Annotated in this window: 15 protein-coding genes; 6 read left to right on the plus strand and 9 right to left on the minus strand. The window is 45.9% G+C overall.

The features are described 5' to 3' along the window. Positions 1 to 273: 273 nt before the first annotated feature. Both AB0L18_RS14060 and AB0L18_RS14065 read right to left on the minus strand, forming a co-directional pair. Positions 274 to 1,176 carry an NDP-sugar synthase gene (locus AB0L18_RS14060; protein WP_367387937.1) on the minus strand — a complete coding sequence of 301 codons (903 nt, stop codon included), beginning with the start codon at positions 1,174 to 1,176 and terminating at the stop codon, positions 274 to 276. Between the two features lie 58 nt (positions 1,177 to 1,234). Then, positions 1,235 to 1,528: a TIGR03643 family protein gene (locus AB0L18_RS14065; RefSeq protein WP_367387938.1), complete on the minus strand. Its 294-nt coding sequence runs from the start codon at positions 1,526 to 1,528 to the stop codon at positions 1,235 to 1,237. Between the two features lie 80 nt (positions 1,529 to 1,608). On the opposite strand from AB0L18_RS14065, the gene AB0L18_RS14070 reads away from it, so the two are divergent. From AB0L18_RS14070 to AB0L18_RS14080, 3 genes are all read left to right on the plus strand, one after another. Then, positions 1,609 to 2,130: a ferritin gene (locus AB0L18_RS14070; RefSeq protein ID WP_367387939.1), complete on the plus strand. Its 522-nt coding sequence runs from the start codon at positions 1,609 to 1,611 to the stop codon at positions 2,128 to 2,130. A gap of 2 nt (positions 2,131 to 2,132) precedes the next feature. Continuing rightward, a complete protein-coding gene (locus AB0L18_RS14075; RefSeq protein ID WP_367387940.1) occupies positions 2,133 to 2,489 on the plus strand; it encodes a hypothetical protein in 357 nt (118 codons plus the stop codon). A 66-nt stretch (positions 2,490 to 2,555) separates the two neighbouring features. Next, positions 2,556 to 4,016: a hypothetical protein gene (locus AB0L18_RS14080; RefSeq protein WP_367387941.1), complete on the plus strand. Its 1,461-nt coding sequence runs from the start codon at positions 2,556 to 2,558 to the stop codon at positions 4,014 to 4,016. Positions 4,017 to 4,200: 184 nt separating this feature from the next. Here AB0L18_RS14080 and AB0L18_RS14085 read toward each other — a convergent pair whose 3' ends face one another. Next, positions 4,201 to 5,850: an Ig-like domain-containing protein gene (locus tag AB0L18_RS14085; protein WP_367387942.1), complete on the minus strand. Its 1,650-nt coding sequence runs from the start codon at positions 5,848 to 5,850 to the stop codon at positions 4,201 to 4,203. Between the two features lie 88 nt (positions 5,851 to 5,938). Next, positions 5,939 to 6,487: a hypothetical protein gene (locus AB0L18_RS14090; protein ID WP_367387943.1), complete on the minus strand. Its 549-nt coding sequence runs from the start codon at positions 6,485 to 6,487 to the stop codon at positions 5,939 to 5,941. 204 nt (positions 6,488 to 6,691) lie between these two features. On the opposite strand from AB0L18_RS14090, the gene AB0L18_RS14095 reads away from it, so the two are divergent. Together AB0L18_RS14095 and AB0L18_RS14100 are read left to right on the plus strand one after the other, a co-directional pair. After that, entirely contained in the window at positions 6,692 to 7,075 is a 384-nt protein-coding gene (locus tag AB0L18_RS14095) for a LysM peptidoglycan-binding domain-containing protein (protein ID WP_367387944.1), read from the plus strand. Positions 7,076 to 7,153: 78 nt separating this feature from the next. Further along, complete coding sequence (locus tag AB0L18_RS14100) at positions 7,154 to 7,492, plus strand: MerR family transcriptional regulator (RefSeq protein WP_367387945.1); 339 nt, start codon at positions 7,154 to 7,156, stop codon at positions 7,490 to 7,492. 72 nt (positions 7,493 to 7,564) lie between these two features. Here AB0L18_RS14100 and gatB read toward each other — a convergent pair whose 3' ends face one another. The 5 genes from gatB to AB0L18_RS14125 all read right to left on the minus strand — a co-directional run bounded on the left by gatB (position 7,565) and on the right by AB0L18_RS14125 (position 12,978). Then, the gene (gene gatB, locus AB0L18_RS14105; protein WP_367387946.1) at positions 7,565 to 8,998 is read right to left on the minus strand and encodes an Asp-tRNA(Asn)/Glu-tRNA(Gln) amidotransferase subunit GatB; all 1,434 of its coding nucleotides are present in this window, start codon (positions 8,996 to 8,998) and stop codon (positions 7,565 to 7,567) included. A gap of 143 nt (positions 8,999 to 9,141) precedes the next feature. Beyond that, positions 9,142 to 10,227, minus strand: a complete 1,086-nt coding sequence (locus AB0L18_RS14110; protein ID WP_367387947.1) for a DUF3667 domain-containing protein — start codon at positions 10,225 to 10,227, stop codon at positions 9,142 to 9,144. Continuing rightward, positions 10,217 to 11,221 carry an N-acetylmuramoyl-L-alanine amidase gene (locus tag AB0L18_RS14115; RefSeq protein ID WP_367387948.1) on the minus strand — a complete coding sequence of 335 codons (1,005 nt, stop codon included), beginning with the start codon at positions 11,219 to 11,221 and terminating at the stop codon, positions 10,217 to 10,219. The genes AB0L18_RS14110 and AB0L18_RS14115 overlap by 11 nt, the downstream gene beginning before the upstream one ends. A 163-nt stretch (positions 11,222 to 11,384) precedes the next feature. Further along, entirely contained in the window at positions 11,385 to 12,110 is a 726-nt protein-coding gene (locus tag AB0L18_RS14120) for an inorganic pyrophosphatase (protein WP_367387949.1), read from the minus strand. 244 nt (positions 12,111 to 12,354) lie between these two features. After that, positions 12,355 to 12,978, minus strand: coding sequence for a HupE/UreJ family protein (locus AB0L18_RS14125; protein WP_367387950.1), 624 nt, complete (start codon positions 12,976 to 12,978; stop codon positions 12,355 to 12,357). 51 nt (positions 12,979 to 13,029) lie between these two features. Between AB0L18_RS14125 and AB0L18_RS14130 the strand changes: the two genes are divergently transcribed. After that, complete coding sequence (locus AB0L18_RS14130; RefSeq protein ID WP_367387951.1) at positions 13,030 to 13,701, plus strand: hypothetical protein; 672 nt, start codon at positions 13,030 to 13,032, stop codon at positions 13,699 to 13,701. The last annotated feature ends 25 nt before the right edge of the window (positions 13,702 to 13,726 follow it).

Here is a 13,726-nt window from a genome sequence, read left to right on the forward strand (position 1 = left end):
TCCGTTGATTAGCGTGCAGGCCGGAGGCTGGAGCGCGGGCCCCGAATACCATACCGATCTTCAGTCACAAACATAAGAGGGATGGGAGCCGCTCCGTAGAGCAGGGTTTTATACCCTGCCACTCCGTAGAGCAGGATTTTATATCCTGCATGAAGGAGCTTTATCAGTCGAGAGATGGCACGGCCCAAAAAGAGAAAAGGGCACCAATCATAACTGGATGCCCTCTCTATTTTATGGTATATAATCTGAAGATCGAATGGATCGTTTTTGTCTTTATGACCAGAGGTTGGTAGGATACACTTTCCGATCTAGTAGACTTTTGAATGCTTCTACGACTTTGGGTTTGTCTTCTTGATAAGTGACGCCATACCAGCGTTCATTACTGGTAAGGACGCTCATTTTTGCTTGGCCGGATTGGATAAGGGTATCGATTACTTTTGGGATCAAAAACTCGGCGCGGGGTTGTCCGGCAGTTTCTGCAACAAATTCATGGAACATTCTTTCCGTTTGAGCAAAAATTGCAGGGTGGAAGCCGAAGAAATTCATGCTAACGACGCTGTCTATACTCAGCTCATGGGCTTGATCATTTCCCTCTAAATAGGAGACGCTATCGCCACGCTGACCAATCTTTAATCGCTCTTCAATACTTTCGAGGTAGCCATCGGAGGTTGTGGTTGCCACTCCTCGGTTGACGGTGCCGTGGTCTGAAAGGGTGTTGCGCAGGATATAGCCAACCATGGCGTGGAGCTGAGGCGTACATTCTTGGGTAAGGAAACGGTGGATGGTTTTGAAGGCATCTACCCCATAGTAATCATCGGCGTTGATGACCGCGAAAGGTTCATTGACGGCGGTTTTAGCCACCAACATGGCGTGTGCAGTGCCCCAAGGTTTTTCGCGATAATCGGTATCAATGCCAGTAGGTACAAAACTTTCTTTTTCCTGAAAAACGTAGTCTACTGCGATCTTGTCTTCAAATTTTCCCGCAAATTTCTCTTTAAAAGCTTCTTCAATATCCCGGCGGATAATAAAAACGACCTTACCAAAACCTGCCCGGATGGCATCATAAATAGAATATTCAATGATAGGCTCTTCGTTGGGCCCAACACCGTCAATTTGTTTTAAGCCACCGTAGCGGCTACCCATTCCGGCAGCAAGAATTACAAGAGTTGGTTGCATAGTAAGGTTGGTTTTTGCTAATAGCGCAAAGGTAAAAAAAATCGATAAGCGAAAATTGTTACTTACGCTTACTGATTTTATTTAAGGTGATATGGCGCTGTGCTTTAGCGCGAAACCGGTCTACACCACCTACACTTTTTTGTCGATGTTTGGTGCTTCGGCCTTGAACCCTGGCCCGCCACTTGCGCCAGTTGCGAGGGTGCATTTCGCGCCGCATCAATGTGATGACTTCGGCTTCACTTAATCCAAACTGGTCTTTGATGGCATCGAAAGGCGTACGATCCTCCCAAGCCATTTCAATGATACGGTCGAGGTCGCGATCGGTGATCTGGTATTTTTTGTATATATTCATCACCTCTACAACTATAAATACCCTTTTGGGGTTTAAATTTGGGTCTTGAATTACAGTGATTTTGAGTTAAAAAAATATTTATGATTTCAAATGCGATGGTGGCTGCCTTAAATCAGCAAATTTCTTTGGAAGCTTATGCTTCTTTTTTGTATTTATCCATGGCTTCTTGGTGTGACCGCGAAGGGATGGAGGGTTGTGCTTTGTTTATGCATCGGCAATCGGCAGAGGAAAGGATGCACATGCTAAAAATATACGATTACATTTCGGAAGTAGATGGTCATGCTTTGACGCCTGAAATTAAGCAGCCCCCTCACGAATTTAGTTCTGTCCAGGAGATGTTCCAAAAGGTGTATGCTCACGAACAGAAGGTCACCGCCTCAATCAATGAATTGGTAGCGCTGTCGAATCGGGAAAATGACCACAGTACGGGCGTCTTTTTGCAATGGTATGTGAATGAACAAAGGGAAGAGGAAGCACTTATGCGTTCTATTCTTGATAAAATAAAGCTGATTGGCGATGGTCCACAAAGCCTCTATTTTATCGATTTGGAAATCGCCAAAATTAATGCAGCAGCCATTAAGGCGGAAGGAGAAGAAGCATAACAATGTCTACGACTACGATCCTTGATTATTGGGAACCAGGGGACGACCCTACAATGGTACTTCGCTATTTCTATTTTGATGCAGAGGCCCAACTTGCGGCACTCTCTCTACGCCAAGCTGGGGTTCCCAGCTTTATTACCAGTTCAAATGCCCAAACCATGCTGCCTACTGGGCAAGGGTGGATTGGGCTTCATATTCGAGAGCGCGATTTTCAGCAAGCTGTTGAAATATTGAAGGCCGCTGACATGTGGGAAGAGGTAGCGCAAAATGAAAAACAGAAAAATCAGTACTGGGTACTGTGGACTTTGGTCGCTTTATTGGGCTTGTTTTTTATAGGATTTCTAATTGCCGATGCTTAGTACGGTGGCGGTGTGTAGTTTTAAAAGTTAATTGTTTAAATTGCGTTGAAATACCATTTTAAAGCAATGAACACCCCAAACCCACATTTGTGGAAACTGATAAACGGATTGACGCCGGCTGAAAAACGCTATTTTAAAACGCATTTTGCTTCCTCTGGCAATCAACTTACGCTGCTCTTTGATACACTGAATGGACAGGAAGTATATGATGAACAGAATGCACGAGATGTACTCGGCGTAAAAGCATCACAATTCAAAGTCCTCAAGCATCAGTTGCAAGAGCTGTTGATGAAAAGTTGGGTGGCCAACAGCAGCAAGCGGAGTATAAAGTCTAGAATAAGAATTGGTTTAGAAGAAGTTGACCTACTGCTCGAACGGGAGCATTTCGAAGAAGCAGGCAAGAAACTTGCTTACCTGGAGCAGCAGTGTAGCCATTATGGTTTCACTTTGTATCATTATGAAGTCAGAGAGCGGCTGCACGAAATCCAGCACCTGGAGTTGGATTTTTCGGATCCAGAAGCCAACCAGCATTATGAAGAGCTGGTGCATTTACAAAGGGTACTTTATCAAAAACAACAGCTATCAGCCATCCAGCAAAAGTTGGAAGACTGGAACTCTTTTACGCCAGCCCGACACAAGGTATTACAGGAGTTGAAAAAAACACTGGAAGCCTTGAAGGCTGAATACATGGATTTGAGTAGCTGGATGGCCTGGATGCAAAATATGACCATTTGTTTAGAACTATTAGGTGATGAGCAGACGGCTACCAGGTATCGCGAACAAATCATGGAGGCTTACGAACAGGAACCTTCTTTGAAAGAAAACCTGCCACTGGGTTATCTGACGGCTTTAAAGCATGCTGCTAGCCCTGCAAGGCGCTTGTTATCAATTGAATATGTTGAAAGTATTGCCCTCCAGGCTCGGCATCTGATTGCTCGTTATCCGCAATATTCACCTCACTATATCTATTTTTTATGGGCTCGAATTCGGGCCAATTACCAACATAAAGAATGGGGGCGGCTGATTGGAACCTTGGCTCGTGAAAGTAAGCGACATTTAGATGCTTATCAATTAGGAACCTTTAGGACCGCTTCAAAAATTTACGTTGTTTTGGGAGTGGCTCACTTACTTAAAGGCAAGTTTCCAGCGGCGGAAGCCTATTTTACTGCTTATCGCAAAAGTAAAATGACTAAAGATGAAACCTTGAACCATTGTGTCAACCTATTGGAACTGATTATGTGGGTGGAAGCGGACAACCAGGAGCGCCTGCGGCAACGAATTGCTTATTTTAAGAGAAAGCAGAAAAAGAGCAAACAGGAAAATTATTCATTGCTCTATAATTTTCATTTAGAGTTGTTTTCTGACATTTGCAAAACACCTTTCTCTAAAGATGAACTTACCGCAAATACTTTGCTAGAAGTGGCCAATTATCCCTTTGACCCTATTCTTTATTACTTCTCTTTTTTTCACATCGAAAGATGGCTACAGGCAACAGCTACACGCCAACCTTGGCTGGCAATTATCTAGCAATGGGGCAAAAAAAAGGCACCCAGCCGAAAGACTGGGTGCTAAAAGTAGTCTGTAATACCGTGCTTATTTAAATGGTCCCTAAAATCTTTATCATTGATTGAACCTGATGTCTCTGTTTGTTGAAACAAAGATAAGTTGAAAGGGAAGAAATAAAATACTTGATTATTTAAAAGTTAATGGTTTAATTTGGAAAAGCGTCACTTAAATTGACTTCAGCTTCCAAATCCCAATTGGCTCTAAGCGTTTCTAGAGGGCGGATCACCACGCGCTCAGGTTGTTGCTTGGTGGTATAATTTCCCGTATCCCATTGTTGGTTTTGATTATTGTCCTCAATGATTTCAAGCAGGTAATCTCCGGGAGGTAGGGCTTTGAATTGGAGGTTATAGGAAAGGTTGTCGCTCAGCGGGAATACAGCTACGGGAGGTTTGCCTTTTATGAGTAGGCGCACCAAGTAGTGTTGAGCACTGTCGGTAGCGGTAAATGTGATGCTAAGGTTACCAAGCTTTTTGGGGTCGCCTCCTGTCCATCTTTTAGTGAGCGTGTCTGTATTGGTGGCGCCCCAATAATCGGTAACGGCACCTGGGTAGAGGGACAGTTCGTAAGCGGCCCCTGTTTGCCAATTGCTTTGCAGTAACAACTGGCTGTATTTGGTTGTATCCCGTTGCCATTGGAAGGGCATCTTTTCTAAAAGGGTATCCTGGCGCAGATAGACCAGCGCCGTATCGAGACTTTGAACCGGGCGATTAAAACTCAGCGTCAGGGCTTGGCCGGGCGGTATTTGGGTTGGTGCTCCGACCAATGATTTCAAAGCCATGGCAGGAAGCTTTTGGGCTGCCGCACTAGCGGATGCCGAAGGAACGAGGATGGTGTCAGCGAGGATGGTGTCGCTGTTTACATAAAGTGGCCACCTGTTATCGGCTTGGTGCCAGAGCAGTAGCGAGTCTTTTTCCATGTCCTCAAGATAGGCTTGCTCGCTAAGGAGGCTTAGGTCTTGTAGGGGGAGTCTGTTGAATACCAGCTTCAATCGCCCCCAAACAGAAGAATCTACTTCGGCAATTTTTAGAGGAACCGTCTCTTGGAAAAGGCGGAGGTTGATGGGGATGACCGTGTCTGCACTGATCATGATGGGCTCCCCTAGGAACGCGATGGCTTCGGATGCCTGGTTGTAGCGGTAATTGGCGTCACCATCCTTGAGCGCGGTAATTTTGTAATTGCCAGCCCTTAAGTTGGATAAGAAAAATGCGCCCTGCTTATCCGTCCGCCCAAAATAGAACGGTTTCTCAGTGCGAAAAACAGAATCTGCCAGATTCTCGTACAGCATGACGAGTGCGTTATCCACAGGTTCGGAGGTGTAAGCATCGAGAACTTGCCCCCTGATTTTTAGTGAATCAATGTAAGGGCCTGTAGAAAAGACAAATCGAAGGTCTTCAGCAGGATTACCTTCCGTTAAATCTTTCACCGCTTCGCCAAATTGAATGACGTAGGTGACATTGCTTCTAAGTGTATCTTTATCACCAAAATCTACGATCACACTTTTGCCTTTAAGGCTAACCTTATAGCCCTGCAAAGGGGGCGAAATGACCACCTGCTGATTGGCCTGGTCCAGTTTGACCCATTCGTCAAAAGTGAGCTGAATGGAAGACGGGCGGAAATTTGTCTGGAGATTAGGGGTTGAGCGAGTGGAATCAATCCGAGGAGGCTGTTCATCGCGTGGGCCTCCAGTGGGGGCAATAGGATTAGCGCATTGCCACAGGGCCGTAGCCATGAGTAATAACAAGAAGAGTGACAACTGCCGGTATGGGCTTCGTAAAGAAAGAGATGGACTATTCATGCCACAAAAATAGCATAAGCTTTACGCAAAAGTGGCTAAAAGGGGGAAGGTAAATTTTCTTTAACGCTCAAGCCGGAATTTCGGTAAGCTACCAGTTCCAGCTCCAACCAACTTGAACATTACTAAGGATATTGTTCTCAGGTAGATCATCAAGATGAAGGTAATGAAGATTTAAGCTACCAGCTTCATTGAAGTCGAAACCTACTCCCAGCATGATGGTCGCCGTTGGCGCAATATTCCTGTTGACAATACCTCCTGCTGTTTCAGGATTGGCAAACCAAAAACTTTCTTGTGGGCGGCACATATTTACGCCAAAGAAGCCGCCAGCTTCAAGCGTACAATTCCCTATCCGGTAGCCCGCTAGTAATGGCAAACCTATTCGGTATTGTTTTTCAATGGTTAAAACGGAGGGGTCAGCAACGGTAGTGGCACGATTGTACTCAATACCAAGCGAAAGAAAGGTGTTCTCTTCGGTGCTGATCATACGTCGTTTCGACTTATACTTGATGAGGGTGTTTCCTTCGGTACAGTTGAAGGACAAACTGGCTAAGCGAGAAGATATTTGCTGAGCTACCGCAGGGCAACGCACCAACATCATCAAAAAAAATACAGCACAAATTTTTGTAATTACCGGCATTTTTATCGTTTTATCCATCTTTAAGTGTGACCGGTAGGCGATTTTTCGTCAAAACTTTTGAAAAGTTACAGATAACTTTACTATTATTGAGACGAGTAGAACGAAGAAAGTAACGGAAAGACGTGACTTTTATTATTCGTTGCTGTCTCAATAGAAACCTAAGATGCTTAATCTTTCATTTTTTACCTAAAAAATCAATTAGATATGTCTTTACAAGACAAATACCGTTCTGTGTTAAACCTTGGAGAAGAACTGGGTATCCAGGATGGTTACGTTGAAGAAACCGATGGTCGTCTGAAAATGGGTGGTGTAGCCGCAAACCAGTACCACAAGAACCTACTTTGGGACAAAATCAAAGAAGTTGGTGGCGAAAACCCTAGTGATTTGATGGCTGACATCAAAGTTGCTCAAACTGACCACTTTGCTAAGCACACCGTAAAAAGTGGTGATACCTTGGGTAAAATCGCTAAGCAGTACTATGGTAAGGCTGGTGCTTACATGCAAATCTTCAATGCCAATACAGACATCCTGAAGAATCCTGATGTGATTCACCCTGATCAAGAATTGACGATTCCTTTTCCTGCTTAATTTAAGTTTGAGAAGATCTTAACCCGGAGGGCTTAGTGGTTGTTAAATACTACTAAGCCCTTTTTATTATCTTGTGCCATGCCTGATCTGCCCCTCAATAAACGTTACTATACCATCGGCGAAGTGGCCGAAATGTTCGGAGTTTCCAAATCACTCATCCGGTTTTGGGAAAACGAATTTGATTTCCTACGTCCACACAAAAACAGCAAGGGGGATCGTCGGTTTACACCAAAAAATATCGAACAGTTTTCGTTGATCCACAGCCTGGTCAAGGAGCGTGGTTTCACCCTTGATGGGGCCAAGCAGGAAATTATTCGCCAGCAGCAATTCGATAAAGAAAAGGCAGAGGCACTGTCATCCTTACGCAACCTTCGTTCTTTTCTCCTAGAGATCAAGCAGGACCTGGAAAATACCTAATTTGAAGGATGCAGTATGGCAGCATTAAGCTCCACCTCTCTACGCTTTACCCTTAGCTCGAGTAGCGTCCAGTTACCCTAAACGCTCTCTCAATAATTGATTGACCTTCTTCGGATCGGCTTTCCCTTGAGATATTTTCATCACTTCTCCCATAAAAAAGCCGATGAGTCCTTTCTTCCCACTTTGGTAAGCTTTTACTTTATCAGGAAAGGCCGCCACTACACTTTCGACCCAGCTTCCCATTTCGTCTTCATCGTCTGATTGCAGCCAGTTGTTGCTTTGGGCCAGGCTTGCTGCCGACTGATCAGGTGTGCCCAGCATGGCTGGAAACAACTCCTGGTAGGCAATGGAGTTACTGACTTTCCCGTCCTCAATCAAAGCGATAAATGCTGCCAATTGCTTATTGGAAAGTGGAAATTCCGCCAATGTTTTGCCTTCCTCTTTGGCCCAGGGCATGATTTTATTGATCATCAAATTGGCCGCAGCGTCATAGCTGTTCGTCGCCTTTACCAAGGCTAGAAAGAAGTGGGCTGGCTCTGGCTCTGCCGTCAAGACATCGGCATTGTAGTCTGAAAGTTGAAATTCGGCAACCAATTGCTGGCGTACTTCCCAGGGGAGGGCCGGCATTTCTTTTTTAATGTTAGCCACTTGTTGCTCGGTCAACACCACTGGAGGTAGATCAGGCTCCGGAAAGTAGCGGTAATCGTGGGCATCTTCCTTTGAGCGCAAGGGACTGGTAACGCCAGTGACGGGATCAAAATTGAGGGTTTGTTGTTCTACGGTACCACCGGCTTCTACAATTTTCTGCTGGCGTTGTACCTCGTATTGGATGGCTTTACGCGCGTAGCGCATAGAGTTGAGGTTTTTGATCTCACAGCGGTTGCCGTAATAATCAGCGCCCAGTGGACGAATAGATACGTTGCAGTCGCAGCGCATGCTTCCTTCTTGCATATTCCCATCGGAAATATTGAGGTAGCGTACCAGTTGGCGCATGGCAGTCATCAGCGCATCTACCTCGGCTGCGGAGCGCAAATCGGGTTCCGTTACAATCTCCAAGAGGGGAGTTCCCGCCCGGTTGAGATCAATATAGCTGTAGGGATCATCGCTATCGTGCATGGATTTGCCCGCGTCTTCTTCCATGTGTACGTGGTGAATACGGATGGTTTTGGGTTTGCCTTCCACCATCACTTCAATTTCACCCCCCACACACACGGGGTGGGCATCCTGGGTGATTTGGTAGCCTTTGGGGAGATCGGCGTAGAAATAATTCTTACGATCAAAAGTATTCCTCAGGTTGACCTTGCTGCCCAGCGCCAGGGCCAGCCGTACGGCATAGTTCAATTGCTCTTTATTCAGGCGTGGCAAGGTGCCAGGATGCCCCAGCGAGATGGCACTTACCTGGGTATTAGGAGCATTCCCAAACTCAATGCTATCACCACAGAAGGCTTTACTCTGGGTACTAAGCTGAACGTGTATTTCTAAACCGATAACCGTTTCGTAGGTCATAATGATCGTAGCTATTATCGTAAAGAGATGCGTGGCGATTACATGACAGCTTTTGGCTTAAGCCAAAAGTACGTCTCAAAGGTAACTGTGAAATTGGGTTTGCCCAAAAAATGGCCTTTCATATGGCTGCTTTTTTACAGCGGCTAATAAAGCAAAGCTGCCAGTAGAATGGTAATAATCAAAGCGATGAGGAACGTAAATGCGTAAAGTAAATTGAGCAAAGAAAACTTGACGAAAGTCTTGAACCTGGATTGCTTGTAGACTCGCCTTAAGGCCATGAAAAAGTAGATTTCCATCACCAATAAACCAATGCCCCAAATGGTATTTATTTTTGCCTCGAAAGCTGGGATGCTATCCATTATCAGGAGCATGGTGAGCATTAGAAACACAAAGGCATGGGTATGAAACGAAAAAATGAGATGTTCAACGTAGAAAACGGAACGTCGCACATAAAAGATCTTTAAAAAAAAGGCCAATATGGGCATCATCACCAACATCATCCATACCGTTTGGTTGAGGATGTAGTTGCCAAGGTTTTCGCCTTGCTCGCGTAGCCGGATATTTTGGCGAAGAATAAGTTTATTCCAGAAAGTCTCTACCTGATAACGGCTAAATAGGGAATCAATAGGGAGGGAGGCAATGTCTTTTTTATCAATTTTGAAACCCGACAAAAATTCTTCCTTTCCCGACCAATCAACACGCACGCCGATGGCAAGGGAATCTTGGACGTTTTTGAACATCAATACTTTCAAGCTATCTATTGGAGCGTGGTAAGCCGGATCGAACTGGGTTTTTATCTGTAAAGTATTGGTATCCAGCTTTTCTAAAAACTGGCGGTAATGAATGTCGGAGCTGAAGTTGTCGTCTACATCCAGGAAAAACTCTTCGGTGAATTCAGATTCCAAAAAACTGATGCCAGCAATTGTGACCAGAGCGAAGATAAAAAACAAGCGCAATGGACGAATGTAGCGTTGTTGGCGTCCTTTGAAAAAGGCAATGGTCAGTTTTCCAGGCACAAATAAAGCCAGTAACGTGCGCCAGATTTTGGCGTCGAGGTTGAGAGTATTGGAGAGAAAATCCCCGATCAGCTCTTTAACAGTGATCTTGCCGTCGGTGTATTTTTGGCCACAATGTGAGCAGTACTGACCAAAGCGTGGCAGTGGGTAATAACAATTGTGGCAAGTACGAAAATCCTGCCCGGACTTATCGGTTTGTGATTTAGATGCCATTTTCTTCCACCTCAAGGATCGCGGCTACGTGGGCGTCGGCAATCTTTTGGCGCACACTGTCCTTCATCAGTTCCATGGCTTCTTTTTTGTTGTTATAGAAGCCATTTTCGGTGAGGACGGCCGTCATCATGGTTTTTCGTAAAACGTAAAACTGACTATCGGGGCGCGACTTGAGATGGCGGTTGGCAAAACCAGTGGCTTCTACAATATGGCGCTGAAAGACGCTGGCCAGGCGCTGGCCTTTCTTACTGCCATGGTAAAACCAGGTTTCAATGCCTTTGATACTATCGGCTGCCCAGTGCTGGCTACTTTTGGCTGGGCCAGCATTGGAGTGAATCGATACGAAGATTTTGGGCAGGTCAGATTGCTTGTTGTTGGCTCGATCTACACGGCCTTGCAAGAAGTTGTCGGTATTTACTTCCGGAACAACATTGAAGTATTTGACACCTTCCGCTTCCAGTTTGGCTATAATTCTTTTGACAATGTCGCGGTTGAATTCGTATTCAAAAAACTGCGTTTCACCATCGTCAAAAATGGGGCTACGCTTGCCAGCAGTTTTGCTGCCGTGGCCATTGTCCAGGCACCACAGGTAGCGTGGTTTACGACCGGTAGGAGGGGCTGGTGTAGGTGTAGGCTCTGGCTCTGGTACTGGTTCAGGTTCTGGCGTAGGCTCTGGTTCTGGGGCTACGGGTTCATTGCCCGCTGGGTTGTCTTCAAAGATGTTTTCGTCGAAATCTTTATCCGGTTCTCCGGGGAGAATAATGACTTCTTCCATCTCGTGCGCAACGATGATGACGGTATCGGGCTGCAGTTCGGAGGCATCTTGCGGCTGTCCTACAATCGGAGGAGGCAGTGTAGGTCGTGATGACGTAGGGCGCGTAGTCCCCGTTGCCGATCCGGTACTAGCAGTAGAGGAGGAGGTGTCGCCAGATTTGTTGGTGCCAAAAAGAGAAGAGAAGAAACGCCCCAGGGCAGCAAATAATTTTCCGAGCATGATTGGGCTTATTAGTTATACACCAAAGGTAATAAAATTAGTGTGAGCTTGGTATAAAACAATTTTTTCATGCTGTTGATTTGGGGGGGGGATTGGCTAGGTAGAGACATGATGCATCGTGTCTCTACCTAGCCTGTATTGGTGATGAAAATCTAACACCGACCTACAGATCATTCAACATCCCCTGCTGCCGCTGGCTGAAGCTGAACGCATCAAAGAGGGTGAGGGATAGTGCGCTTTCCAGATCGCCGTACTTGTTTTCGTAGTCTAACTTGCTACGTCGGATGACTTCGTGGGCTTCTTCGACGCCATAAATGTGGGTGATCTCACACTTTGGTGCCTCACCGGGTAGCTGCTTGTAGGTAAGGAAATAGTGCTTGAGACGATCCAGAACCGTTGGAGGTAGTTCTGAAATATCGCGCCAGTTGGAGTAGACTTCATCTTTGGCCATCACGGCAATGATCTTGTCATCGGCCTCACCACCGTCGATCATTCGTAATCCGCCGATAGGAACAGCGTTCACGATGATGTTTCCGTGGGTGACTTCGCGTTCGGTCAAGACACAAATGTCTAGCGGGTCATCATCACCAACGATGTTTTTCTTGCCTGTTTTCTCCATGCAGTAGGCCGCTACTTCGTCTTTGCAGTACGTCTGAGGGATGAAGCCATAGAGGGCCGGAACGATATTGGAAAACTTCTGCGGCCGGTCGATCATCAGGAAACCCGACTTTTTGTCGACCTCGTACTTTACCGTATCGGAAGGGATCACTTCGATGAAGGAGGTCACTGTTTCCGGAGAATTGGGATGGGTATCAATACCATGCCAGGGGTGCGAGGTATAACGCAGCCCGATCATTTGCCAGATTTTGTCGAAAGATTGTTGGCTCATTGGGGATATATATTTAGCGCAAAGCTACGGAATTTACAGACGATTTCAGCATTGTAGCAGGGCAAGGGCCTAGCGTAAAGCGATGAGAGGAAACGGAAATAGTACAATATTTTACCAATCATTTGGCGGCTTCCTCAATATTTGGAAAGGCAGGGTGCTTAACTGGGAAAAGATGGTTTTGGGTATGCTTGGAACCGGCAAAAATATCCTGATTTTAGTTGAAGTTTCTCAGATGAGCGTTACGCTAAATCATCGTGAGCAAGCGCTCAAAGAACAGCATACTCGCCACCAGAAAAGCTCCACCCGAGAGCAGCCAGTTCCATTTTTTTGCAGCAAGATTGAATTGTTCGACAAACAGATAGGCGAGGCTCAGGAGGATGACAACGATGAGGACTTGCCCCAATTCTATGCCCAGATTGAAACCCAATAGCTGGATGACCAACTGTTGTTCCTCCCCAGGAAATAGCATGGAGCGGAAAGTGTTGGAGAAGCCCAGTCCGTGGATGAGCCCAAAAAGCAAGGCGAAAAAGTAAACAAGCCGCAAACGAGTAGGAAAGACACTGGAAGAGGCAGCATCGGGCAAGCGGTCTTGGTTGACGCTGAGGTTATACACGGCTGTAAGCATGATGGTGGCCGGTATGAGCATCTCTACCCAATCGGCGGGCAAGCGCAAGGAATCGGTACCCGCCAATACCAAGGTGAGGCAATGACCAATGGTAAATGCGGTGACCAACAGCAAAACCCGTCGCCAATCGACAAGGGTATAAACGGCACAAAGCGCACCTAAAAAGAGGATGTGGTCCAGTGCCGCCCAGTCGACAATGTGCTGCCAGCCGAGCTGGAAGTAAAAAAGAAAAGTGTTTTCCATGAGGCAAATTTAATTTATTCCGTTCTTTGAACTTAATATATTAAGCTCAAAATGGATTTAATCTCTTTGCACATTCCTAAAACGGGAGGCACATCATTCTACCATATTTTGGAGCAGGTTTATGGTTGGGCACTGGACAGGCGGTATCGTAGAAGGGATTGCCTCGCCGCTGCGAAATTACCTGGTGGTCTTGAAGCATCTATCGCCGCTAATGCCAAAGTACTTCACGGTCATTTTTATTATCAGGAAATCAAAACCTTGCACCAAAACACTGGAGCTAAGCTAGTAACCTGGCTTCGTGATCCGGTTGAGCGGGTGCGTTCTAACTTCAGGTTTTTTAAGTATGGATTGGAAAACCCTGAGATTAACCCACGGAATTATGAGCTTAATAAACATCGCTCTCGAGAAACCCTGATGGAGTATGCCTCTTTACCGGAATGTCAAAATGTAATGACGAGGTTCACTGCTGGCGCGGAGGTAGAAGATTTCTTTTTTATTGGCTTACAGGAACGGTTTGCGGAGGATGTTCATCTGCTTGGCAAACAACTAAGCTGGGACTCCGTCGTCGTTCCTCATGAAAATGTCTCTACTACCCAGCAGCAAGCGTTGAGTAAGGAGGAATTATCCCTTTTAAGGGAATGGAACGCGGCGGATATTCGCTTGTATGTGAAGGCGCTGGAATGGCGTCAGTTGCCGGTACCACAAGTCTTGCAAGGACGATAGTTGATACCTGCGGAAGAATTCCGTA

The organism is Lewinella sp. LCG006, from assembly GCF_040784935.1.
Taxonomy (GTDB): Bacteria; Bacteroidota; Bacteroidia; order Chitinophagales; family Saprospiraceae; genus Lewinella.